This is a genomic window from Amycolatopsis sp. A133 (assembly GCF_031082405.1).
Classification (GTDB): domain Bacteria; phylum Actinomycetota; class Actinomycetes; order Mycobacteriales; family Pseudonocardiaceae; genus Amycolatopsis.
On record NZ_JAVHJU010000001.1, the window covers coordinates 109,911 to 132,388 of the forward strand.

Consider the following 22,478-nt stretch of genomic DNA (forward strand, 5'->3'; position numbering starts at 1 on the left):
GCGTGCCCATCGACGCGGGCGTCGCCATCGGCGCCGAGATCGGCGAGGTGAGCTTCGCCTGGACGTCGTCGGACGTGCTGCTGTACCACCTGGCGCTCGGTGCGGGCCCGGACGAGCTGCGGTACACCTACGAGCAGGACCTGGTGGTGCTCCCGACGTTCGCGACGGTCGCGGCGAACCTGCGCGTGTTCGACCCGCCGTCGGTGTCGTTCCCGGGCGTGGAGATCGACCTGGCGAGGGTGCTGCACGGCAAGCAGGAGATCACCCTGCACCGCCCGATCCCGGCGTCGGGGAAGGCGGTGGCGCGGTCGCGGATCGCGGACGTGTACGACAAGGGCAAGGCCGCGGTGGTGATTCAGGAAGTTTCGGTCACGTCGTCCTCGGGTGCTCCACTGTGGACGGCCCGGTCCAGCATCTTCGCGCGCGGTGAGGGCGGTTTCGGCGGCTCGCGCGGGCCTTCGGACCGGATCGACTGGCCCTCGCGTGCGCCGGACTTCGTGCTGGAGGTTCCGACGCTGCCGCAGCAGGCGCTGCTGTACCGGCTGTGCGGCGACCGGAACCCGCTGCACGCGGACCCGGCGTTCGCCCGGGCGGCGGGCTTCGAGCGGCCGATCCTGCACGGGCTGTGCACGTACGGGATCGTGGCCCGGGTGCTGGTGAACGAGTTCCTGGACGGCGACCCGGCGCGGGTGGCGTCGTTCGCGGCGAAGTTCGCCGGCGTGGTGTTCCCGGGCGAGACGCTGCGGATCCGGGTGTGGCGCGCAGACGACCGGCTGCTGGTGACGACGTCGGCGACCGAGCGCGACGACGCGCCGGTGCTGGCGGACACGGTGCTGGTGTCCACTTCCTGAGCAGTTCCGCCGGGGCCGCTACCGTGGTGGGGAGACTTCGGGAGGACGAATGCCGGAATACTTCGTGGTGCGGGGAACGGTCGAGTCGGGCGACAAACGGGGCCGTGAGCTGGGCTTTCCGACGGCGAACATCGCCCTCCGGGACCAGGCGGGCTCACTCGGCGACGGCGTCTGGGCCGGCTGGGTCGGCCGGGCGGCCGGAGCCCGCATCCCGGCGGCGATCTCGGTGGGCCGCCGCCCGACGTACTACGGCGCGGACGGCTACCGCCTGCTGGAGGCCCACCTCCTGGACTTCTCGGGTGACCTGTACGGCGAGACGCTCGTGGTGTGGCTGGGCTCCCACCTGCGGGAGCAGGAGAAGTACGCCTCGGCGGAGGACCTGATCACGGCGTTGAAGAGCGACATCGCGGCGGCGGCCCAGTGGACGGCGGCGCACCCGGCGGCTTCGCTCCCGGAGCCGGGCGAGAGCGCGCTGGGCGAAGTGCGGCGGATCGCGGGCTGAGGTCTGCCGCGGCCCGTCGTGAGTGTTTAGGCGGGTTCTAACCCGCCTAAACACTCACGACCAGTGCGGCAGGAGCAGCTGGGTTCGCGACCGCTGCTCTGCCCCCACCCCACCGGCCGGCGAATCCGAGGGTCGCGAATGACTCATTCGGGACCGCCGAGGTCCCGAATGAGTCATTCGCGACCTTCGGACTGACCCCTCACAGGGCCGAGGCCAGCAGCATGTAGCCCATCCCGGCGCCCATCACCGTCCGGCACACCGCCCGCGAAGCGTGCCCGGAGCCGGCGACCGCTCGGGAGCCGGCGACCGCCGAGCCCCGCACCGCCAGCACCCCCGACCAAGCCGCGTCCGCCACGAAGTACCCCGCCGCCACCACGGCCACCAGCGGCAACGCCACCCGCGCCTCCATCGCCGACATCGTCAGCCACGGCCCGTGGTCCATTCCGCCGTGGGGCATCGCCGTGACCATGTACAACATCGCCGCCGCCGAGAGTGCGTGGTGGGCACACGTCCTGCTTCGCCACCACGCCACCGCGAACCAGCCCGTCGTCAGGACCAGCACCGCCTGCCAGCCCGCCGCCGGGATCGGGCCGCCGACCGGCGAAAACATCGCCACCATCGCCACCACCAGCAGGAGCTCCGCCAGGTCGCCGTGGCGGACGCCGTGGCCGAGCTGCGTGTAGTCGAGGCGGGCGAGCCGCAGCACGCACGGCAGCACCAGCACCGCGAACACCGCCGTGAGCGCCCAGTCGACCGCCATCGGCCTCACTCTCCGTCGTGGGTGGTGTCTCCACCGTGACACCCACGTCGGCCGGGCACCAGCCGTCATTGAGGTGACACTCAGTCACCCGTCAGGATGAGTCCGCTGGTGGGCACGCCCGTGCCCGCCGTGACCAGCACCCGCGACGCGCCCGCCACCTGGTTGACGGCCGTCCCGCGGACCTGGCGGACACCTTCCGCGATGCCGTTCATGCCGTGGATGTAGGCCTCGCCGAGCTGGCCGCCGTGCGGGTTGAGCGGCAACGCGCCGTCGAGCTCCAGCGCTCCGCCGGCGATGAAGTCCTTCGCCTCGCCACGGCCGCAGAAACCCAGTTCCTCCAGCTGCATCAGCACGTACGGCGTGAAGTGGTCGTAGAGCACCGCGACGTCCACATCGGACGGTCCGAGGCCGGACTGCGCCCACAGCTGCCTGCCCACGACGCCCATCTCCGGCAGGGCCGCCAGGTCGTCGCGGTAGTAGCTGGTCATCACGTACTGGCCCGGCCCGCTCCCCTGCGCCGCCGCCGCGATCACCGCCGGCGGACGGGCCAGGTCGCGCGCCCGCTCGACACTGGTGACCACCAGCGCGACCCCGCCGTCGCTCTCCTGGCAGCAGTCGAGCAGGTGCAGCGGCTCGGCCACCCAGCGTGACGCCTGATGCTCTTCCAGGGTGATGGGCCGCTCGTGGAACCACGCGTTCGGGTTGCTCGCCGCGTGCTTGCGGTCAACCACCGCGATGCGCCCGAAGTCCTCGCTCGTCGCGCCGTAGTCGTGCAAGTACCGCTGCGCGACCATGGCCACCGTCGCGGCCGGGGTCGCGATGCCCATCGGGTAGTGGAACGCGTTGTCCACGCCCGAAGAGTTGACCTGACCGGCCGCCGCGGACGACACCTGGCCGAAGCGGTGCCCGGACCGCTCGTTGAACGCCCGGTACGCGACGACGACGTCCGCGACGCCGGTCGCCACCGCCATCGCGGCCTGCTGCACGGTCGCCGCCGCGGCACCGCCGCCGTAGTGGATCCGGCTGAAGAACTTCAGTTCGGGGATCCCCAGTTCGCGGGCCACCGCGATCTCGGCGTTGCCGTCCATCGTGAACGACACCAGGCCGTCCACATCGGACGCCGTCAGCCCCGCATCGGCCAGCGCGTGCGAGATGCATTCGGCCGCCAGCCGCAGTTCACTGCGCCCGGAGTCCTTCGAAAACTCCGTCGCGCCGATCCCGGCGATGGCCGCCTTGCCCGGGAGCGTCACGGCAGGGTCACCTCCACGGTGCCGGCGACGTGCTCGCCGAGACTGTCCACACCGGACACCGAGACGACGGCATCGCGGCCCGTGCAGGAGACCACGCGCCCGGTGAACGTCAGCGTGTCGTAGGCGTAGCACGGCACGCCGAGCCGGATCTTGATCGACCGGATCAGCGCCTCCGGCCCGGCCCACTCCGAGACGAACCGCTGAACGAGGCCGGTGTCGGTGAGGATGTTGAGGAAGATGTCCTTCGAGCCGCGGGCCACGGCCGAGTCGCGGTCGTGGTGGACGTCCTGGAAGTCGCGGGTGGCCAGCGCCGTGCTGACGACGAACGTCGGCGTCGCCTCGATCGTCAGCGGCGGCAGCTCGGTCCCTTCGGCGACGGTCATCGGGCCACCTTCCACGCGGGCAGGGTCAGGTCGTCGTCCACCTCGACGAACGCCGCGACCACCGGCAGTCCGATGTGGACCTCGTCCGGGGACGCGTCCAGCAGCTCGGCCATGACGCGGACCCCTTCTTCCAGCTCCACCAGGGCCACCACGACCGGGAGCTCCTTGCCCGGCACCGGCGGGTGGTGGTGCACGACGTAGGAGTACACGGTCCCCCGGCCGCTGGCGACGACGTAGTCGGGCTTGGTGTCCAGCGAGCCGTCGGGCGGCATCGGCCCCGGCGGGTGCCGCAGCGTCTCGCCCCACCGCTGGATCCGCAGCTCGCCCTCGCGAAGACCGTCCCAGAAGAACTCGGTGTCCCGGCTGATCACCGGCCGGAGCACCGGTGACGGCGGTGCCGTCGTTGGCTTCGGGGCCGGCGGCCGGAACTTGAGCACCCGGAACATCATCTCCGCCACGGCTTCGTCCCCGACGTACCAGGTCATCCGCGTGGTGACGAACCACCCCTCGCCGAGCGCGGTCCGTTTCGGACCGGCGACGTCCTCCAGCCGCGTCCGCGCCTCGACCTGTTCACCGGGCCGCAGGTAGCGGTGGTAGGTCTGCTCGGAGTTCGTCGCGACGACCGAGGTGAACCCGGCATCGTCGAGCAGCTCCATCATCAGGCCGAGCGGGTCGTCGGAGCCGCGCGGGACGTTCAGGCCGCCCATCGTCCACACCTGCGCCATCGCGGGCGGCGCGACCAGTCCCCTGTGGACGCTCGCCGCGGCGAACTCCGGGTCGGTGTAGACGGGGTTGCGGTCCCCGATCGCCTCGACCCAGTTGTTGACCATGGCCTGGTTGACGGGGTCGCGCGCCGGGCGCGGCGCGCATTCCCCGCGCGCGGCGATCTCCGCGGCCGCCTCTTTGATGGTCATCGTGGCACCCTCGGCAGGCCCAGGCCGATCGACGCGATCAGCTCCCGTTGGATTTCGCTGACGCCTCCGCCGAACGTCAGCACGATGTTGCGCTTCGCCGAGACGTCCAGCCATCCGGCCAGCTCGGCGGTGTCCGGATCGGCCAGGTCGCCGTGGCGGGCGACGATCTCCTCGAGGTTCCGGCCGATCCGCTGGATGGCCTCGGAGCTGAACACCTTGGTCGCCGACGCGTCGGCCACGCCCACCGGCGCGCTCGCCGACGAGACCGCGACCTGCCAGTTCAGCAGTTCGTTAACGCGCGTCACGGCCAGCGCTTCGGCGAGCACGGCCCGCACGTCGGCGAGGTCCAGCAGGCCGTGGGCGGCCGCCCAGGCGCGCACGCGGTCGTACAGCCCGCCGATCCGCCCGGCCGGCCCGAGCATGACACGCTCGTGGTTGAGTTGCGTGGTGATCAGCCGCCAGCCCGCGTTTTCCTGTCCCACCAAGCGGTTCGCCGGAACGCGGACGTCCGAATAGTACGTCGCATTGACGTGGTGGGCGCCGTCGCAGGTGATGATCGGCGTCCACGAGTAGCCGGGGTCGCTCGTGTCGACGACGAGAATCGAGATGCCCTTGTGCTTCGGTGCGTCGGGCGCGGTCCGCACGGCCAGCCAGATGTAGTCGGCGTCGTGCCCGCCGGTGGTGAAGATCTTCTGGCCGTTGACGACGTAGGAGTCGCCGTCGCGCACCGCGGTCGTCCGCAGCGACGCGAGGTCCGTGCCCGCTTCCGGTTCGGTGTAGCCGATCGCGAAGTGGATCTCGCCGGCCAGGATCTTCGGGAGGAAGAAGGCTTTCTGCTCGTCCGTGCCGAATTCCTGCAGTGTCGGCCCGACCGTCTGCAGCGTGACCGACGGCAGCTGGACGTCGGCGCGCGCGGCCTCGTCGACGAACAGGTGCTGTTCGACCCCGCCGAACCCCTGCCCGCCGTACTCGGCCGGCCAGCCGACGCCGAGCCGGCCGTCGCGGCCCATCCGGCAGACGATCTCGCGGAACACCGGCCCGTGCCGCTCGCGCCGCATCGCCCGGCGTTCTTCGGGACTGATCAGCCCCGCGAAGTACTCGCGCAGCTCGGCACGCAGCTCCCGTTGCGCCGCGGTCAGTTCGACGTGCATCCGCTCACCCCGCCACTCGTTCGCCGAGCCGGCCGAGCCGGTGCGCGGCCCCGCCGAGCGTCCGGCCCAGATCCTTGACCGCCGACGAATACCGGTGCAGCGGGTAGGTTTCGTCGACGCCGACGCCGCCGTGCAGGTGGTGGCAGGTCGCCAGCGCTTCCGGTGCCTGCGAGGCGAACCAGTAGGCGGCGACGTCCAGTTCGGCGTCCGCGTCGCGCCCCGAAGCCAGCCGCCACACCGCGGACGTCACGGCGAGGTGCACGGTCCGCGCGGCCACGTAGACGTCGGCGATCTGGCCCGCCACCGCCTGGAACGTCGCCAGCGGCCGGCCGAACTGGGTGCGCTCGCCGACGTGCTGCACGGTCAGCGCCAGCGCGCCGGCCAGGAGCCCGTCGCCCAGCGCCAGTGCGCCGGCGAGGGCGAACCGGTGCAGCGCCGCGACCGCGCCGCGGTCGAACAGGAGGTCCGTTTCCCCGACGGCGACGTCGTCGAGCCGGACGGTGTACTCCGGTGTCCCGGCCGAGGTGGGCGTCGGGACGAGCGTGACGCCGTCGGCGTGCGGGTCGACCAGGTAGACGGCGGTGCCCTGCGCGGTGGTCACCGGCGTGAGGATCCGGGTGGCTTCGGCGGCGTACGGGACCGCGGTCTTGACGCCGCTGAGCAGCCACTTCCCGTCCCCGGCCCGTGCGATCGCGGCGGGCGCGGCGGCCAGCGGCGCGGACGGCTCGTGCAGGGCCGCCGTGAGCAGCGCTTCCCCGGCCGCGATCGGCGGCAGGTACCGCGCGCGCTGGGCGGGGGTGCCGAGCGACTCGATCGGCAGGACGCCGAGAGCGAGCGCGGCGTACGCGGGCACCGGCGCGGCGGCCCGGCCGGCCTCGGTCAGGACCTGCGCGACCTCGGCGACGCCCAGGCCGTCGCCTTCCAGCTCCGGGGGCAGCGCCAGGGCGAGCAGGCCCGCCGAGGCGAGCGCGCGCCAGGGATCGCCGGGCGATCCGAGCACTTTCGCGGCGAGGGCGGCGATCTCGGTCTGCGTATCGTCAAGGGCGAAGTCCACGCCTGTCCTCCGGATCGGGCGCAATAGTGAAACCTGTTCTAGTCTTATCCGGAAAGGGGCGGCACGGCAACCCCGGAAGGGGTATCGCCCGGGTGACCGGTGCCGCACGTCGAACCAGAACGTGTTACTGGCCTCGTGGCGCGCTCTCTCTCCGAGGAAGGACCCCGCGATGGGACGCTTCAGCCTGCCCGAGCAGAAGCCCGGCGGCCTGGATTCGCCGGTGACCGCCCAGGTCATAAAGTACGCGGCGAAGGCGCAGGTGGCGGTCTTCCGGCTGACCGGCGGCCGCGTCGGCAGCACGTGGCGGATCGGGGCCGGGTTCCGCAAGCCGGTGCCGACGCTGCTGCTGGACCACCGCGGCCGCAAGTCCGGACGGCTGTTCACCACCCCGCTGCTGTACCTGCGCTCCGGTGAGGACGTCGTCATCGTCGGATCCCAGGGCGGGCTGCCCCGGCACCCGCAGTGGTACCGCAACCTGCTGGCGCACCCCGAAACCCGCATCCACCTGAAGGGCCGTCGCGGCGTCCCGGTCACGGCGCGGGTCGCCGGGCCCTCGGAGCGCGCCGAACTGTGGCCGCGGCTGGTCGAGCTGTACGCGGACTTCGCGAAGTACCAGGCCTGGACCGAGCGCGAGATCCCGGTCGTGGTGCTCAGCCCCCGCTAGGCGCGGCTTTCAGCAGCTCGGCGAGGGCGTCCGGGAGCGCGTCGGCGAGCGGCCACAGGTCCTTGACCAGTTCCCGCGCGCCGAGCAGCCCGACGTGCACCTTGCCCGCGTTGGACAGCACCGTGACGTTCAGCCCGGCGCCGTGGAAGACCGGGCCGAGCGGGTAGAAGCCGGTGATCCGCGCGCCCAGGAAGTACAGCGGCATCGGCGGGCCGGGCACGTTGGAGACGACCAGGTTGTGCACCACCGGGTGCTTTTCGGCCAGCCGCAGCGCCGAATACGCGCGCACGGCGAGCCCGAACGCCGTCGCGGCCGAGAACTGCGCCCAGTCTTGGAGCATGTCGGCGTCGATGTCGTGGTGGTGGTCCTTCGAGCGCCGGTTGGCCTCGGCGAGGAAGAACACCCGCGCGGCCGGGTCGGCCAGGTGCGTCGGCAGGGAGGCGAAGAACGCCGAAACCTTGTTGCTGCCGTGCTCCCGTCCGGTCCGGTCGTGCACCGAGACGGGGACGGTCGCCACCAGCGGATCGTCCGGCAGCTCGCCGCGCGCGGCGAGGAATTCCCGCAGCGCGCCGGCGACGAGGGCGAGCACGACGTCGTTCACCGTGACCGCGAAGGCGTTCTTGACGTCCTTGACGCCGGCGAGGTCGAGCTGGGCGAAGGCGACGCTGCGGTGCCCGGTGATCGTGCCGTTCAGCGACGTCCTCGGCGCGGTGAACGGGACCGGCATCCCCTGGCCGCGCACCGCCCGGCCGAGCCAGCGCGGCACCAGCCCCAGCAGGTCCGGCAGCAGCCGCGCGACCTCGGCGGGGCGCCTCACGACGCTCTCGACCCCGGAGCGGAGCAGGTCCAGCGGCGCCGGCGTCCCGGCGTTGCGCGGCTCGCCGGCCTCGGGCATCGGCCCGTCCGGCTCGAGCCCGGCCAGGTGGGTGATCAGGCCGGCGGCGCTCACGCCGTCGACGCTCGCGTGGTGCATCTTGAGCAGCACCGCGAATTGGCCGTCGCCAGGCCTTCGATGACGTACAGCTGCCACAGCGGGCGCGCGCGGTCGAGCTGCTGCCCGGCGATGTGCGCACACAGCGCGGCCAGCTCCGCGCGGTCGCCGGGGGCGGGCACGCCGATGCGGTGCACGTGCTGGTCGAGGTCGAAGTCTTCGTCCTCGATCCACACGGGGTGGCCGAGGTTCCAGAGCGGGTTGTGCAGTTTGCGGCGGAACGCCGGGATCAGCCGGACGCGCTCTTCGAGTTTTTCTTCCAGCTTCGCGAAGGTGTAGCCGCCGGGAACGGTCGAGCCGTCGAGGACGAGCAGCCCGCAGACGTGCAGGACCTGCGACGACGTCTCGAGGTAGAGAAAACTCGCGTCGAGGCCGCTCAGTCTCTGCATGGCGCCAGGGTAGGCCACCCGCGGTGAGCGGCGCGTCACCCTACTCGCCGGTATCATCGGGCTGGTGCAGCCGAATTTCCTGATCCGTCGCGCGGTCCAGCTCGGTCTCGCCGCCAACGCGCTCCGCCCGCTGCGGGCGCGGTCCACGACGATCCCGGTGTTCTTCGCCGGCTGGCTGACCGGCGAGCTGGCGCCGCAGCTGCTGGCGCTGACGGCGGCGGATTCCCTGGCCCACGTGGCCCGCCACGGCACCGGCGACCGGTCGACGAAGGCGGGCCTGGCGATGGCGGCCGCGTCCGCCGCCGGGCTGGCCGCGCTGATCCGCACCGGGCACGGCGCCCGCGAGGAGATCGAGAAGGCGCTGACTTCGGCGTTGGGCGAGGACTACGCGTCGGAGCTGGGCCGCTCGGACCTGGGGTTGCCGTGGGGCGAGCTGGCGCTGCCGTTCCGGATGGGCGCACCGGACGTCCGGGTCGACCGCAACATCGCGTACGCCCCGGGCGGCAAGCGGTTCCTCTTGGACGTGTACCGGCCGTCGTCGCCGGTTTCGGGTGCCCCGGTGCTGCTGCAGGTCCACGGCGGCGCGTGGGTGATCGGCAACAAGGAGGAGCAGGGCCGGCCGCTGATGCGCTACCTGGCCCGCCGCGGCTGGGTGTGCGTCGCGATCAACTACCCGCTGTCGCCGGCGCACCGCTGGCCGGCGCACATCGTCGCGGCGAAGCAGGCACTGGCGTGGATCCGTTCTTCGATCGCTTCGTACGGCGGCGACCCCCGGTTCGTGGCGGTGACGGGCGGATCGGCGGGCGGGCACCTGTCGGCGTTGCTGGCGTTGTCGCAGAACGACCCGGCGTTGCAGCCGTCGTTCGAAGACGCGGACACGAGCATCCAGGCGTGCGCGCCGCACTACGGGGTGTACGACTTCGCGGCGACTTCGGGAGCCCCGGCGAGCAAGTACCGGCTGGAGAGCCTGATCGCCCGCCGCGTGTTCGCACCCGACCGGGATCCGGTGCAGCACCTGGACGACTACGTCGCGGCGTCCCCGCTGGACCGGATCACTTCGGACGCCCCGCCGTTCTTCGTGATCCACGGCCGGGATGATTCACTGGTCCCGGTGCGGGAGGCGCGCGAGTTCGTCTCGCGGCTGCGGGAGAAGTCCCGGCAGCCGGTGGCGTATGCGGAGCTGGCGGGGGCGCAGCACGCGTTCGACGTGTTCACGTCGGTGCGTTCGGCGCATGTGGTTCGCGGGGTGGCGCGGTTCCTGGATCACACCTATAACGCCTGGAAGGCCGAGCACCGGTAGCGGCTGTTCCGCCCCAATGTGGCGTTGGTTGCGCTCAACGCACCGAACGCCACATTGGGTGCGCCCAACGCACCGAACGCCGCATTGGGGCGTTCGGGGCGGTCGGTCCGGCGGGTTCAGTAGGCGAGGTCCACGGGGCTTGCCGAAGGCGGGCCGTCGAGGCGCCACTCCGTTCCTTCGCGGACGAAGCGGTACCAGCGTGCGTCGCGGCCGTAGCGCAGCTGCAGCTCTCCGTGGGTCAAGCGGTTGCGCCAGGTCTTCGGCTTGCCCGGCAGGCCCGTGTCCGCCAGGACCGCCCCCGCCTCCGCCAGGGGGCCCGGTCCCGGCTGCCAGCTCTCCCGCAGGGCGGCCAAGCCGCCGCGGCCTGCTTCGCGCCAGGCTTCGGCCCAGCGGGTCAAGTCGCGGGGGGATATCGCCGCCGCCGTGGCCAGGGTGGTGATCTCCGCTCCCGTGCGGCCGGCCGCACGGCGGGCGAGGTCTTCCTCGAACGTGAGGTCCGCCGCCGCCGGTCCGGTGGTCAGCAGGTCGCGCGCCAGGGAGGCCGCGTCCGCCGCGAGGGCGGACAGCGCCGCCGCCGTCCAGCCCGTGGCCGGGGGCGGGTCGAGGTCCAGGACCGCCGGCGGGCCGGGGATCCGTGGCGGGGGCGGCAAAGCCGGGATCGCCCCGGGCCGGCGCGCGTAGGCGGCGCGGGGTGCCAGTCCTTCGTCGACGGGCTTCGGGAGCTTCGGTTGCTCCCCGCGCGCCGGCGACCGGCGGACCCGCAGTTCGGCCAGGACGTCCGCCCGCGGGCGCCCGCGCAGCAGGAACAGCGTGAACGGGTCGCGGTCCACCTCGTCGGCGACCAGGTAGTACACCGCGGCGACGTGCTTGCACGGGTTCGCCGAGTCCGGGCACGAGCACCGCGGCCGCAGGTCGCCCGGCCCCGGCAGCAGGTCGACGCCCGCCTCGCGCGCCTGTTCGGTGAGCGCGCCGGGCAGCTCGCCGTCGAGCAGCGCCGCCGCGTGGCCGAGCTGCGTGCCGACCACGCCGAGGAGCGTGTCCCACTCGCCGTCGGTGAAGGTGCGCATCGTGATCGACACCCGGTACGGCTGCGGCCGGCTGCCCCGCACCCGGGCGCTCACGGCTCCCGCGCCGACGTGCAGTTCGCCGACCGTGCCCTTCCGCGCGTACGTCCGCCCGCGGGGCAGCCGGTTCGGGTCGAGCTTCGCGCGCTGCTCCAGCGCGTCGACCCAGGCGCGGCCCCACCACGTCGTGCCGAAGTTCCGCCTCGGCGGCATCACCCGCCCCCGAGCCGGACGAGGTCGGCGAGCTCGTCGTCGGACAGTTCGGTGATCCAGTCCTCCCCCGCCCCGACGATCGACTCGGCGAGGCCCCGTTTCTTTTCGAGCACTTGCGCGATCCGCTCCTCGAGGGTGCCCTCGGCGATCAGCCGGTGCACCTGGACCGGCCGGTCCTGCCCGATCCGGTACGCGCGGTCGGTCGCCTGGTCCTCCACCGCCGGGTTCCACCAGCGGTCGTAGTGGATCACGTGGGTGGCCCGGGTCAGGTTGAGCCCGACCCCGCCCGCCTTGAGCGAGAGCAGGAAGACGGGGATTTCGCCGGCCTGGAACCGGTCGACCATGTCCTGCCGCTTCGACGGCGAGCTCTCGCCCGAGAGCAGTTCGGTCGGCAGCCCCCGGTCCTTGAGACGCCGCTCGAGCAGCCGGCAGAGCTGGACGTACTGGCTGAACACGAGCACGCTTTCACCCTCGTCGAGGATGACGTCCAGCAGTTCCTCGAACGCCGCGAGCTTGCCGGAGCGCCCGGTGAGCGCGCCGTGCGGTTCCTTGAGGAATTGCGCGGGGTGGTTGCAGATCTGCTTGAGCTCGGTGAGCAGCTGCAGCACCTGCCCGCGCCGCTTGATGCCCTGCGTCTCCCGGATTTCGGCGAGGTTCTCCCGCACCACGGCTTCGTAGAGCGTGGTCTGCTCGGCGGTGAGCGGGACGAACCGGTCGGTCTCGGTCTTGCGCGGCAGTTCCGGGGCGATGTCCGGGTCGGACTTGCGCCGCCGCAGCAGGAACGGCCGGACGGTGGCGGCCAGCCGTTCGGTGACCGCCTTGTCGCGGTCGCGTTCGATCGGCCGCGCCACGGTGCGGCGGAAGCGATCGAGCGGGCCGAGCAGGCCGGGCGTGGTCCAGTCCACAATGGACCAAAGCTCGGTGAGCCGGTTCTCGACCGGGGTGCCGGTGAGGGCGACTTTCGCTTGGGCGGGGATCTTGCGCAGTTCCTTGGCGGTGGCGGAGAGGGGGTTCTTGACGTGCTGGGCCTCGTCCGCGGCGATGAGTCCCCAGTCCACTTCGGACAGCGTTTCGCGGTCGCGGCGGAGGACGCCGTAGGTGGCGAGGACGACCTCGTCGGAGGCGAGGTCGTCGAGGTGGCGGCCGCCGCCGTGGAACCGGCGGACGGGGATTTCGGGGGCGAAGCGGGCGAACTCGCGCTCCCAGTTGCCGAGGAGGGAGGTCGGGCAGAGGACCAGGGTGGGGCCACCACCTCGTCGGGGTGCAGGGTCGGTGAGGGAACGCTCGGCACCGGCCGAGGGAAGCCCGCCGCCGGCCGCCGGATGCTCACCGAGCGGCGGCGGCTCGACTGCCGATCGAGCGCCGGACTCCGCTGAACTCGGTTGCGGCGGCTCGACCGCCCCCGTCCGCGGGGGTTCGCCGGAGCTCGCTGAGCCGGCGTGTGACCGCGACTCGCCGGATCTCGCCAGGTCCCGCCGGTGGAGGTGGAGGGCGATCAGCTGGATCGTCTTGCCCAGCCCCATGTCGTCGGCCAAGCACGCGCCCAGTCCCAGCTCCGTCATCGTCGCCAGCCAGGACAAGCCCGCCTGCTGGTACGGCCGCAGCGTGGCCCGCAACCCCGGCGGTGGGGCCACCGAAGCCTCCGCCCGGTCGCGGAGGCGCGAAGCCAGGCCGCCCAGTGCCGGGGGTGCCGCGAACTCGACGCGTTCGCCGTCCAGTTCCAGCTCGCCCGTCAACGCTGCCGCCAGCGCCTCGCCCGCGTCCAGCTTGCGGGTGCGGCCGCGGACCCGGGCCAGCAGCTGCGGGTCGACGCGGACCCACTGGCCGCGCAGCCGGACCAGGGGACGCTTGGCTTCGGCGAGCGCGGCGACCTCCGCCTCGGTCAGCTGCTCGCCGCCCAGGCTGAGCTGCCAGCGGAACTCCAGCAGCGTCTTCAGGGCGAACTCCGCGTCCGTGACGCTCGCCGGGGCCTGGGTCGCGCTCGCCTTCGCCTTCACCTCCGCGGCGAACAGCCCCTTCGCCCACAGCACCTCGATCCCGGCGCCGCCCAGCTCGCGGGCGCCATCGGTGAGCAGGTCGACGACCTCGTCGTCGGACAACGCCAGCGAAGCGGGCGCGGGCTGGGCCAGCACCCGGCCGAGCGGGGCCCAGGCCCGTGCCCCGCGACGCAAACCCAGCAGCAGCTGCGTCTCGACCTGGTCGCCGAGCCGGTTCAGCACCGCGTCCGGGGCGTCCCACAGCGTCGCCGCCTCCACCACCAGGCTCGGCTCCGCCATGCTGCGCACCGCCAGCACCCCGGCGAACGAGTCTTCGCCGTGGCCCTCCACCCGCAGGAGCACCTGCACCCCGCGCGGCTCGCGGGCCTCCAGCTCGGCGAGCCACGCGGCGCCGTCCGGGCCGAGCAACGCCGGTTCGCGCGCCGCGAACGCGGGGTCGCCCGCACCGACGGGGGCCGCCGGGCTGCGCACCAGCAGGTCGGCGGTCGCGTCCCAGAGCGCGCGGACCAGGGAGTCCGGCGAGTGCAGGCGGATCTTCTTCAGGCCGGTCAGCGGCAGCGCGTACGCCTCCGGTGGCAGGGCGCCGGCCAGCCCCCGCAGCAGTTCCTCGTCGGCGGCGTCCAGCGGGCCGATCCGCCAGGCCGCCGCCCCGGCCGGCGAGACGGCGGGCCGCAGCCGCCCCCGCGCGACGAGGTTCACCCCCGCGTTGACGGCCGCCGACCACGCCGCGACGGCCGGGCTGGCCTCCTCCCCCACGGACAGGAGCCGGGGCAGCGCCCGCTCCAGGGGAACCAGCTCCGCGTCGACCTTCGTCCGCGCGAACTTGGCTCCCCGGGGCAGCACGAGCTCGATCGTGGTCCCGCCGGCCACGTCGTCGCCCCACAGGGCCAGCACCCCGTCCCGCGGGGGATCCGCGGGGAGGTAGGTGGCCTGGGTGTCTGCGCTGAACTCCACGACCGCAACGCTAGAACACGACACCGACAGTTTTGCCCTCGGCGGCGCGAACGGTCCTTTCGCACCGTTGCCCAACGCAACCCACCCGGGCGCCGAGAGGCATCACGCGTGACCCGAGGGGCATCACGCGTGATTGGCGGGGCATCACGCGTGATTGGCGGGGCATCAGCCGCGGGGCAGGCCCAGCAGGCGTTCGGCGGTGAGGGAACGCAGGACCTGCGTCGTGCCGCCGGCGATGGAAAGGCAGCGGGTCAGGAGGAATTCGTGCTGGGCCGGGCCGCCGGCGAGCAGTGCGGCCGAGCCGGCCAGCTCCAGCGCGAACTCCGCCACGTCCTGCCGGTGCTGCACGCCGAGCAGCTTGCGGACGCTCGACTCCGCACCGGGGTCCTGCCCCTCCAGCCGGCGAAGGGCCGCCCGCAGGTCCAGCACGGAGCCCGCCACCCCGTCGGCCACCAGCGCGCCGAGCCGGTCCAAAGCCACGTCGTCCAGTGCCGATGCGTCCACTGTGGACATCAACGTCTGCACGCTCTCGCCGACCGCCGAACCGCTGCCGATGGCCACCCGCTCGTTGGCCAGGGTCGTCCGCGCCAGCCGCCAGCCGCCTCCCGGCGGGCCGACGACGTCGGCGTCGGGCACGAACACGTCGTCAAGGAACACCTCGTTGAACACCGCTTCCCCGGTGATCTCCCGCAACGGCCGTGTGGTGATGCCCGGAGCGCGCATGTCGACCAGGAAGTACGTGATGCCCTGGTGCTTGGGCACGGCCGGGTCGGTGCGGGCGAGGCAGATGCCCCAGTCCGCTTCGCGGGCCAGCGACGTCCACACCTTCTGCCCGGTCAGCCGCCAGCCGCCGTCGACGCGCCGGGCCGCCGTCCGCAACGCCGCCAGGTCGGAGCCGGCGCCGGGCTCGCTGAACAGCTGGCACCACGTGATCTCGCCGCGCAGGGTCGGCCGGGCGAACCGGGCGCGCTGCTCGTCGTTGCCGTGCTCGAGGATGGTCGGGACGGCCCAGGCGCCGATCACCAGGTCGGGACGACGGACACCGGCAGCCCCCAGGACGGAGTCGATCCGCAGCTGCTCCGCGGCGTCGGCGCCCCGGCCGTGGGGCTCGGGCCAGTGCGGGGTCAGCAGCCCGGCGTCGGCCAGGACGACCCGCTGGTCGCCGGGGGGCAGTGCGGCGATCCGCGCGACCTCGTCCCGCAGCGTCGGATCGTCCCCGACGTCGACGGCGAGGGTGCGCTCGGTTCCGGAGAGCGCCAGCGAAGCCGCCCGCCGCCGCCACGACCCGCCGAGCCACTGCCGCAGGGCCACGGCCCGGCGCAGGTACAGGTGCGCGTCGTGCTCCCAGGTGAACCCGATCCCGCCGAGGACCTGGATGCAGTCCTTGGCGTTGGCGACGGCCGCGTCGAGGGCGACGACGGCCGCGCTCGCCACCGAGAGCGGGTGCTGCCCGGAGGCCGCGTCCCAGGCCAGTGCCTCGGCGGCTTCCGCGCGGCACAGCATTTCGGCGCACAGGTGCTTGATCGCCTGGAACGCCCCGATGGGCTTGCCGAACTGCTCGCGGACCTGGGCGTACTCGACGGCGATCGTCAGGCACCGCCGCGCCACGCCCGCCGCTTCGGCCGCCGTCAGGGTCGCGGCCGGCGGCGCGACCGGCGGCAGGGTGAGCGGATCGGCGCGGACGCCGGCGAAGCGGATGCGCGCCAGCGGGCGCGAGAAGTCGAACGCTTCCAGTGGCTCGACGCTCACCCCGGGCGTGCCGGGCGCGAGCAGGACGTGGCCGCCCTCGGCCGGCACCAGCAGCCAGGTCCCGGCATCCGCGCCGGGCACCGGTCCGGTGACGCCGCCGTCGAGCGACGGCGCGTCCAGCAGCACGGCGACCGTGGCTTCCCCCTCGGCCAGGGCCGGGAGCAGCTCCTTCGCTTCGGGGACCTCGGCGAGCAGGAGCCCGGCGAGCGCGGTGCCGAGCACCGGCCCGGGCACGAGGTCTTCCGCCGCCGCGGCGAGCCCGGCGGCGAGGTCGGCGACACTGCCGCCGGCACCGCCGGCCGCCGCGGGCAGCGCGACGCCGAACAGGCCGAGCCCGGCGAACCCGGCGGGGATGGCCGCGGCGGCGCCGGTTTCCGCCGCGCGCACCGCCTCTCGCGGGTGGTGCGCCGCGGACCAGGCGTGGATCGCCTCGGCCAGCGCGGCCTGTTCCTCGGTGAGCGCGACCGGCATCGAGCCTCCTTGCGGGACGAGACACTACTCGCGAGTGTAGAACGTGTTATAGTTTTTCGGCCAGCGGGTCGGTTGTTGAACGTTTCGCCAGGACCGGTAATCTACGTCGTGAACTGGAACAAGTTCCGAAGGACGGGGGAATGCCGATGCCCGGCAAGACCAAGGCCCGCGGCAACGGCCTGAGCGCGATCGGCGCGGACGAGCTCGGCTCGGCCGCCCAGCGCGACCGCCGCCGCCGGATCATCGACGCCACCCTCGCGCTCGCCTCGAAGGGCGGTTACGACGCCGTCCAGATGCGCGCCGTCGCCGAGAAGGCCGACGTCGCCCTCGGCACGCTGTACCGCTACTTCCCCTCGAAGATCCACCTGCTCGTCTCCGGGCTGGCCCGCGAGTTCGAGCGCGCGCAGGAGAAGCTGGAGCGCCAGGCCATCCCGGGCGACACCCCCGCCGAGCGGCTGATGTTCGTGCTCGGCCGCAACACGCGCCTGATGCAGCGCGACCCGCACCTGACCGAGGCGATGGTGCGCGCGTTCATGTTCGCCGACACCTCCGCCGCCGCCGAGGTCGAGCAGGTCGGACGGCTGATGGAGAACATGTTCGCCAAGGCGATGGGCATCGCCGAGCCGGCCGAGGCCGACCGCGACATCTTCCACGTGGTCGCCGACGTCTGGATGGCGAACCTGGTGGCCTGGGTGACCCGCCGAGCCTCGGCCGCCGACGTCGCGAACCGCCTCGAACTGTCGGTGCACCTGCTGCTGGACAAATGATCCCGGTCGCGGCGGTCGCCGAAGCGCACCGCCGACTGCACCGCGCACTGGACGGCCTGACCGACCAGCAGGTCCGCGAGCCCTCTCCCCTGCCCGGCTGGACGCGCGGTCACGTGCTGGCCCACGTCACCGACGCCGGCCGCGCACTGGCCGACCTGGTCGAGCACGCCCTGCTCGGCGTGCTCGTCCCGCTCTACGACCCGGCGACGCACGACCGGGACGGCATCATCGAAGCGACCGCCGGCCGGACCGCGGAGGAGCACCGGCGGGCCCTGCTCCAGCAGTCCGTCCGCCTGGAAGACGCCTGGGCCCGCGTGCGCGACTGGGACCAGCACGTCGACTACCGCGACGGCAAGCTGTCCAGCACGGTCTTCGCGCGCTGGCGCGAGGTGTGGATCCACGCCGTCGACCTCGACGTCGGCATCGGGGTGATCGACTGGCCCGAAGACTTCGCCGTCCACGCGGTGGACTTCCTCGCCGCCCGCCTGCCCTCCGGTGTCACGGCCCGCGCCGGCGACCGTCGCTGGGGCTCCGGCGGCGCCGAGGTCACCGGGTCCGCGCGGGACCTGGCCGCCTGGCTGTCCGGGCGGGCGGCCGGCGACGGCCTCACCGGCAACCTCCCCGAACTGGGTCCCTGGCCGGGCGTCAGCGGTGCGCGGCGGCCACCTCGGCCAGTTCGTCGAGCGCCTTGAGCGTCTCCGCTTCCGGCAGCGTGTCCAGCAGGAACGTGTACCGCTCGACACCGGCCTCGCGGAACCCGTCGATCACCTTCGGCGTCGTCGGGCCGCCGAAGACCGCGAACTGGACGTCTTCGCGGCCCTGCTCGGCCAGCCAGCGGCGGACGCGCTGTGCCTCCTGGTACTTCGTGTAGCCCCGGAGCAGCCAGCCGTCGCCGTACTTGGCCAGGCGGTTCAGGGCGGCCTCGCTCTCGCCGCCGATGTAGATCGGGACGTGCGGCTTCTGCACCGGCTTCGGCCAGCTGAAGATCGGGTCGAGGTCGATGTGCTCGCCGTGGAACTCGGCCTCGTCCTTCGTCCAGATCTCCTTCAGCGCGGCCAGCTGCTCGTCCATCAGCGCGCCGCGCGTCTTCGGGTCGGTGCCGTGGTTGCGCATTTCCTCCCGGTTCCAGCCGACACCGACGCCGAACAGGGCGCGCCCGTCGGAGATCAGGTCGAGGGACGCGACCTCCTTGGCGGTGTGGATCAGATCGCGCTGGATCAGCAGCGCGATCCCGGTGCCGAGCAGCAGCTCCGACGTCGCGGTGGCCGCGGCGGTGAGCGCCACGAACGGGTCGAGCGTGCGGTAGTACACGCGGGGCAGGTCGCCGCCGCCCGGGTACGGGGTTTCCCGGCTCACCGGGATGTGCGAGTGCTCGGCGAGGAACAGCGAGTCGAAGCCGCGTTCCTCCAGGGCCGCACCCAGCACGTCCGGGCGGATGCCCTCGTCGGTCACGAACGTCGAAATGCCGAATTTCATGGTCAAGGAGTACCACCGGGTTGACAGGGCGTGCAGGATGGAGCCATCTCATCATACGTTGAATAAGGGGACCTCGGCGCGCCGCAGCCTCGCGCGGCCTGCGGGTCACCGGCCTGGACGGTGCCCCGTCGGCGGTTGAGCAGGCCCGGACGCGCGCGCCGGGCGTCACCTTCGCGGTGGCCGACGCGACCGAGCTCGAAGGCTACGAAGGGCGTTTCGACACGGTCGCCGCCATGACCGGACTGGACACCGACGCGGACGGCCGGGTCCTGGTCCCGGTCTGGCAGCTGAAGGCCGTGCGCTCCTAGACGTTGCGGCGGTACTGCCCGCCGACCTCGAAGAAGGCCTCCGTGATCTGGCCCAGCGAGCACACCCGGGCGGCATCCATCAGCACCCCGAACAGGTTGCCGCCGCGGGTGGCCGCTTCGCGCAGGGCCTTCAGGGCCTGCTGGGACTCCTCGTGGTGGCGGTGCTGGAAGTCCGCGAGCCGGTCCAGCTGCGACTTCTTCTCGTCCTCCGTGGCCCGCGCCAGCTCGACCTCGGCGTCCTCTTCACCGGCATGCGGGTTGCGGAACGTGTTGACGCCGATGATCGGCAGCGAGCCGTCGTGCTTCTTGCGCTCGTACAGGATCGATTCGTCCTGGATCTTGCCGCGCTGGTAGCCCGTCTCCATCGCGCCGAGCACGCCGCCGCGCTCGGAGATGCGGTCGAACTCGGTCAGCACGGCCTCCTCGACCAGGTCGGTCAGCTCGTCGATGACGAACGAACCCTGCAGCGGGTTCTCGTTCTTCGACAGGCCCCACTCCTTGTTGATGATCATCTGGATGGCCATCGCGCGGCGCACCGACGACTCCGACGGCGTGGTGATCGCCTCGTCGAACGCGTTGGTGTGCAACGAGTTTGCGTTGTCGTACAGCGCGCAGAGCGCCTGCAGCGTGGTGCGGATGTCGTTGAAGCTCATCTCCTGCGCGTGCAGCGACCGGCCGGACGTCTGCACGTGGTACTTCAGCTTCTGCGACCGCTCGTTGGCGCCGTAGCGCTCGCGCATCGCCACCGCCCAGATCCGCCGCGCCACCCGGCCGAGCACCGAGTACTCCGCGTCCATGCCGTTGGAGAAGAAGAACGACAGGTTCGGCGCGAAGTCGTTGATGTCCATGCCGCGGGCCAGGTACGACTCGACGTAGGTGAAGCCGTTGGACAGCGTGAACGCCAGCTGCGAGATCGGGTTCGCCCCGGCCTCGGCGATGTGGTAGCCCGAAATGGACACCGAGTAGAAGTTCCGCACGCCGTGCTCGATGAACCACTCCTGGATGTCGGCCATCATCCGGAGGCTGAACTCGGTGGAGAAGATGCAGGTGTTCTGGCCCTGGTCCTCCTTGAGGATGTCGGCCTGCACCGTGCCGCGGACGGTGCGGAGCACCCACTCGCGCAGCTCGGCGGCTTCGGCGTCCGACGGCTCGCGGCCGTGTTCGGCCCGGAACGCCTCGACCTTCTGGTCGATCGCCGTGTTGAGGAAGAACGCGAGGATCGTCGGCGCCGGGCCGTTGATGGTCATCGACACCGACGTGTTCGGCGCGGTCAGGTCGAAGCCGTCGTAGAGGGCCTTCATGTCGTCGAGCGTCGCGATGGACACGCCCGACGTGCCGACCTTGCCGTAGATGTCGGGGCGCGTGTCGGGGTCGTGACCGTAGAGCGTCACCGAGTCGAACGCCGTCGAGAGCCGCTTGGCCTCCGAGTCGGCCGAGAGCAGCTTGAAGCGCCGGTTGGTGCGGAACGCGTCGCCCTCGCCGGCGAACATCCGCGCCGGGTCCTCCCCGTCGCGCTTGAACGGGAAAACACCCGCGGTGTACGGGAAGTAGCCCGGCAGGTTCTCACGGCGCAGGAACGACAGCAGCTCACCGGATTCGGCGTACCGCGGCAGGGCGACGCGCGGGATCCGGTTGCCGGACAGCGTGTCGCGCCACAGCTGCGTGCGCAGTTCCTTGTCGCGGATCTTCACGACCAGCTCGTCCTGGCGGTATTCCTCGGCGAGCGAACGGAACCGCTCGAGAAGCTGCGTCGACTCGCCGTCCACATCGGACTCGGCCGCCGCGAGGAGACCGTCGAGCGCGTCGGTCGAGGCGTCCACCTCGGCCAGTTCCGCGCGCGCAACAGCCAGCGCCTCGTGCTTGCGGATCGCGGCGACCTGCTGCTCGGTCTTCGCGTGGTAGCCGCGCACGGTCTCGGAGATCTCGGCCAGGTACCGCGACCGGTTGCCCGGGATGATCGTCGAGGCGTCGGTCGAAACCTTGCCCTCGACCTGCGGCAGCGTTCCCGTGGACACGCCGAGGCCCCGCTCGGCGAGCAGGCCGCGCAGGTGCTGGTACAGCGCGGTGACACCGTCGTCGTTGAACTTCGCCGCGCTCGTGCCGTACACCGGCATGTCGTCCGGGCCTTCCGAGAAGGCCTCGCGGTTGCGCACCAGCTGGCGCGCGACGTCGCGGCGGGCGTCCTCGGCGCCGCGGCGCTCGAACTTGTTGATCGCGACGACGTCGGCGAAGTCGAGCATGTCGATCTTCTCCAGCTGCGACGCGGCGCCGAACTCCGGCGTCATCACGTACAGCGACTCGTCCACGAAGTCGACGATCCCGGCGTCGCCCTGGCCGATGCCCGGCGTCTCGACGATCACCAGGTCGTAGCCGGCGGCCTTGCAGGCCAGGATCGATTCGCTCAGCCCCGCCGGGATCTCGCCGGACGTCGTCCGGGTGGCCAGGGAGCGGAAGTACACCGGCGAGCCGTCGAGGCAGTTCATCCGGATGCGGTCGCCGAGCAGCGCGCCGCCGCCCTTGCGCCGCGTCGGGTCGACGGCGAGCACGGCGATCCGCAGCTTGTCCTCCTGGTCGAGGCGGAAGCGGCGGATCAGCTCGTCGGTGAGCGACGACTTGCCCGAGCCGCCGGTGCCGGTGATGCCGAGCACCGGGACCTCGCGCTTGCCGGCGGCCTCGGTGAGGCCGCTCAGCAGGTCGTCGGAGAGCCGTTCGGCCTGCAGCTGCGTGATGACCCGCGAGAGCGCGGCAATGTCGCCGGAGAGCACTTTGTCCAGGGCCGGGGCCTCGGCCGCGAGGTCGACGTCGCAGGCCTTGATCATGAAGTTGATCATGCCCGGCAGGCCCATCTCGTAGCCGTCCTCGGGCGAGAAGATCCGGGTGACACCGCGCGAGTGCAGCAGCTCGATCTCCTCGCGCACGATCACCCCGCCCCCGCCGCCGAAGACCTTGATGTGGTCCGCGCCGCGCTCGCGCAGCAGCTCGACCAGGTAGGAGAAGTACTCGACGTGGCCGCCCTGGTAGGCAGAGATGGCGACACCCTGGACGTCCTCGGCGATGGCCGCGGTGGCGACCTCGTCGACCGACCGGTTGTGGCCGAGGTGGACGACCTCCGCGCCCTGCGACTGCAGGATCCGCCGCATGATGTTGATCGATGCGTCGTGGCCGTCGAAGAGGCTCGACGCGGTGACGAACCGGACGGGGTGCACGGGGCGGTACAGCTCACTGCTCATCCTCCCAAAATACTTTGGCTTCCTACTATTGGAAACCCGA

The 22,478-nt window shown here is 72.2% G+C and carries 18 protein-coding genes and 1 pseudogene; 7 read left to right on the top strand and 12 right to left on the bottom strand.

Going from position 1 to position 22,478, the window contains the following annotated elements; all coding sequences use genetic code 11:
* Positions 1-2 precede the first annotated feature (2 nt).
* Both Q5425_RS00580 and Q5425_RS00585 read left to right on the top strand, forming a co-directional pair.
* Positions 3-851 carry a MaoC/PaaZ C-terminal domain-containing protein gene (locus tag Q5425_RS00580; RefSeq protein ID WP_308670034.1) on the top strand — a complete coding sequence of 283 codons (849 nt, stop codon included), beginning with the start codon at positions 3-5 and terminating at the stop codon, positions 849-851.
* Positions 852-900: 49 nt separating this feature from the next.
* Positions 901-1,353, top strand: a complete 453-nt coding sequence (locus Q5425_RS00585) for a riboflavin kinase (RefSeq protein ID WP_308670035.1) — start codon at positions 901-903, stop codon at positions 1,351-1,353.
* Positions 1,354-1,552: 199 nt separating this feature from the next.
* Here Q5425_RS00585 and Q5425_RS00590 read toward each other — a convergent pair whose 3' ends face one another.
* The 6 genes from Q5425_RS00590 to Q5425_RS00615 all read right to left on the bottom strand — a co-directional run bounded on the left by Q5425_RS00590 (position 1,553) and on the right by Q5425_RS00615 (position 6,865).
* Positions 1,553-2,113, bottom strand: a complete 561-nt coding sequence (locus Q5425_RS00590) for a DUF5134 domain-containing protein (RefSeq protein ID WP_308670036.1) — start codon at positions 2,111-2,113, stop codon at positions 1,553-1,555.
* Between the two features lie 80 nt (positions 2,114-2,193).
* Positions 2,194-3,363 carry a lipid-transfer protein gene (locus tag Q5425_RS00595; RefSeq protein WP_308670037.1) on the bottom strand — a complete coding sequence of 390 codons (1,170 nt, stop codon included), beginning with the start codon at positions 3,361-3,363 and terminating at the stop codon, positions 2,194-2,196.
* Positions 3,360-3,746 carry a MaoC family dehydratase gene (locus tag Q5425_RS00600; protein ID WP_308670038.1) on the bottom strand — a complete coding sequence of 129 codons (387 nt, stop codon included), beginning with the start codon at positions 3,744-3,746 and terminating at the stop codon, positions 3,360-3,362. Before Q5425_RS00600 ends, Q5425_RS00595 begins: the two co-directional genes overlap by 4 nt.
* Entirely contained in the window at positions 3,743-4,660 is a 918-nt protein-coding gene (locus Q5425_RS00605; RefSeq protein WP_308670039.1) for an OB-fold domain-containing protein, read from the bottom strand. Before Q5425_RS00605 ends, Q5425_RS00600 begins: the two co-directional genes overlap by 4 nt.
* Positions 4,657-5,811, bottom strand: a complete 1,155-nt coding sequence (locus Q5425_RS00610; RefSeq protein WP_308670040.1) for an acyl-CoA dehydrogenase family protein — start codon at positions 5,809-5,811, stop codon at positions 4,657-4,659. The genes Q5425_RS00605 and Q5425_RS00610 overlap by 4 nt, the downstream gene beginning before the upstream one ends.
* 4 nt (positions 5,812-5,815) lie before the next feature.
* On the bottom strand, positions 5,816-6,865 hold the full coding sequence (locus Q5425_RS00615; RefSeq protein ID WP_308670041.1) for an acyl-CoA dehydrogenase family protein: 1,050 nt from the start codon (positions 6,863-6,865) through the stop codon (positions 5,816-5,818).
* 169 nt (positions 6,866-7,034) lie between these two features.
* Between Q5425_RS00615 and Q5425_RS00620 the strand changes: the two genes are divergently transcribed.
* On the top strand, positions 7,035-7,529 hold the full coding sequence (locus Q5425_RS00620; RefSeq protein ID WP_308670042.1) for a nitroreductase family deazaflavin-dependent oxidoreductase: 495 nt from the start codon (positions 7,035-7,037) through the stop codon (positions 7,527-7,529).
* Here the strand turns inward: Q5425_RS00620 and Q5425_RS00625 are convergent.
* Positions 7,516-8,909, bottom strand: a pseudogene (locus tag Q5425_RS00625) (wax ester/triacylglycerol synthase family O-acyltransferase). The gene Q5425_RS00620 and the pseudogene Q5425_RS00625 sit on opposite strands and share 14 nt — an antisense overlap.
* 64 nt (positions 8,910-8,973) lie before the next feature.
* Between Q5425_RS00625 and Q5425_RS00630 the strand changes: the two are divergent.
* On the top strand, positions 8,974-10,209 hold the full coding sequence (locus Q5425_RS00630) for an alpha/beta hydrolase (RefSeq protein ID WP_308670043.1): 1,236 nt from the start codon (positions 8,974-8,976) through the stop codon (positions 10,207-10,209).
* A gap of 116 nt (positions 10,210-10,325) precedes the next feature.
* Here Q5425_RS00630 and Q5425_RS00635 read toward each other — a convergent pair whose 3' ends face one another.
* The 3 genes from Q5425_RS00635 to Q5425_RS00645 form a co-directional block, all read right to left on the bottom strand.
* Positions 10,326-11,486, bottom strand: coding sequence for an SWIM zinc finger family protein (locus Q5425_RS00635; RefSeq protein ID WP_308670044.1), 1,161 nt, complete (start codon positions 11,484-11,486; stop codon positions 10,326-10,328).
* Entirely contained in the window at positions 11,486-14,437 is a 2,952-nt protein-coding gene (locus Q5425_RS00640) for a DEAD/DEAH box helicase (RefSeq protein WP_308670045.1), read from the bottom strand. Before Q5425_RS00640 ends, Q5425_RS00635 begins: the two co-directional genes overlap by 1 nt.
* Positions 14,438-14,602: 165 nt before the next feature.
* Entirely contained in the window at positions 14,603-16,657 is a 2,055-nt protein-coding gene (locus Q5425_RS00645) for an acyl-CoA dehydrogenase family protein (RefSeq protein ID WP_308670046.1), read from the bottom strand.
* 140 nt (positions 16,658-16,797) lie between these two features.
* Here Q5425_RS00645 and kstR point away from each other — a divergent pair, with 140 nt between their 5' ends.
* The gene (gene kstR / locus Q5425_RS00650) at positions 16,798-17,424 is read left to right on the top strand and encodes a cholesterol catabolism transcriptional regulator KstR (RefSeq protein WP_308670047.1); all 627 of its coding nucleotides are present in this window, start codon (positions 16,798-16,800) and stop codon (positions 17,422-17,424) included.
* Entirely contained in the window at positions 17,421-18,116 is a 696-nt protein-coding gene (locus Q5425_RS00655) for a maleylpyruvate isomerase family mycothiol-dependent enzyme (RefSeq protein ID WP_308670048.1), read from the top strand. The genes kstR and Q5425_RS00655 overlap by 4 nt, the downstream gene beginning before the upstream one ends.
* Here the strand turns inward: Q5425_RS00655 and Q5425_RS00660 are convergent.
* A complete protein-coding gene (locus tag Q5425_RS00660) occupies positions 18,070-18,900 on the bottom strand; it encodes an LLM class F420-dependent oxidoreductase (RefSeq protein WP_308670049.1) in 831 nt (276 codons plus the stop codon). The genes Q5425_RS00655 and Q5425_RS00660 overlap by 47 nt on opposite strands.
* Positions 18,901-18,962: 62 nt before the next feature.
* Between Q5425_RS00660 and Q5425_RS00665 the strand changes: the two genes are divergently transcribed.
* Positions 18,963-19,208, top strand: a complete 246-nt coding sequence (locus Q5425_RS00665) for a class I SAM-dependent methyltransferase (RefSeq protein ID WP_308670281.1) — start codon at positions 18,963-18,965, stop codon at positions 19,206-19,208.
* On the opposite strand, the gene icmF is transcribed toward Q5425_RS00665, so the two are convergent.
* On the bottom strand, positions 19,205-22,438 hold the full coding sequence (gene icmF / locus Q5425_RS00670) for a fused isobutyryl-CoA mutase/GTPase IcmF (RefSeq protein ID WP_308670050.1): 3,234 nt from the start codon (positions 22,436-22,438) through the stop codon (positions 19,205-19,207). The genes Q5425_RS00665 and icmF overlap by 4 nt on opposite strands.
* Positions 22,439-22,478 lie beyond the last annotated feature (40 nt).